The 1,056-nt window shown below is 35.0% G+C and carries 2 protein-coding genes; both read right to left on the minus strand.

The genetic code is table 11. The annotated features are described in order from the left end of the window. Nucleotides 1-62: 62 nt before the first annotated feature. Nucleotides 63-860 (minus strand): IS3 family transposase, encoded by a 798-nt coding sequence (locus tag EWU23_RS13705; RefSeq protein WP_166233179.1) that lies wholly within the window; start codon nt 858-860, stop codon nt 63-65. 8 nt (nt 861-868) lie between these two features. Continuing rightward, nucleotides 869-1,056 (minus strand): hypothetical protein (locus tag EWU23_RS13710; protein ID WP_205753191.1); only part of this gene is annotated, 188 nt, incomplete at its 5' end.

Here is a 1,056-nt window from a genome sequence, read left to right on the forward strand (position 1 = left end):
GTATGTCTTGTCCTGATATAGGTTGACAGTTGGGTTCATTAATAATTCATTGTAAATATAGTTTAAGCTGCATATAAATCAACTGGCTTTTTCATTTTTAAAGCTAAATGTGGTCTTGATTCATTGTAAGTTTTTATGGCTTGTGAAACCGCTTTTTGGGCGGTTTTCAAGTTTTTATAAGTAGCATCTAAATTGAATTCATTTTTAAGAATTCCATTCACTCTTTCTGCCAAGGCATTATCATAACAATTTCCCGCTTCTCCCATGCTTACTTTTATTCCATGTTTTTCTACTAATTGTACGTATTGATTACTACAATACTGAATTCCTCGATCCGAATGGTGAATCGTATTCATTCCAATTCTATGTTTAGTGGCCATTTTTAAGGCATTGAGGCATCCTGTTAAGTCTAGGGAATCACTGAGATCATATCCGATGATTTTTCGGCTATATGCGTCAGTTATTAGAGCTAGATAACAAAAGCCCTTTTGCTTTCTAATGTAGGTGATATCACTTACCCATATTTGGTCAGCTTCGGTAGGTATTAGACCTTTTATTAAGTTGCCATGTTTATAAAAACGGTGAAAACTATTGGTTGTCTTAGTGAAGCATTTCTTTGGCTTAACCAACAATTCCCATTTTCTTAACCAGTCAAAAAATCGATCTCTACCTAAAAACAGCTTGTTTTCTTTAAGGCTAGGAGTCAGTAAATAATGTAATTTCTTTCCTCCTAGTCGAGGCATTTTCTTTCTCTGTTCTAAGACAAGCTCAGTAAGAATGGGCTCATTAATTTGTTTAGAAATAAATACCAGTCTTCGCTGTTTATAAAAGCTAGCTCTAACTTTACCTAGTTTATGCACAACAAGGGCTACTTTCTGACCTTTTTGGATGGCTTTGACGCTAATATCGAACCAGCTTTTTTTTTAACCTCTTCAATATCCAATCCTTGTTGTTCACAAATAACCTCTAAGGTGCTTTCCGCAATAACTCGGTCGGTGACAATGTCTGCAATAGACATCTTTAAGCGCTTTATTTCTAGCTTTAAAGCAGCGATTT

The organism is Aquirufa beregesia (assembly GCF_011090385.1).
Taxonomy (GTDB): Bacteria; Bacteroidota; Bacteroidia; order Cytophagales; family Spirosomataceae; genus Aquirufa; species Aquirufa beregesia.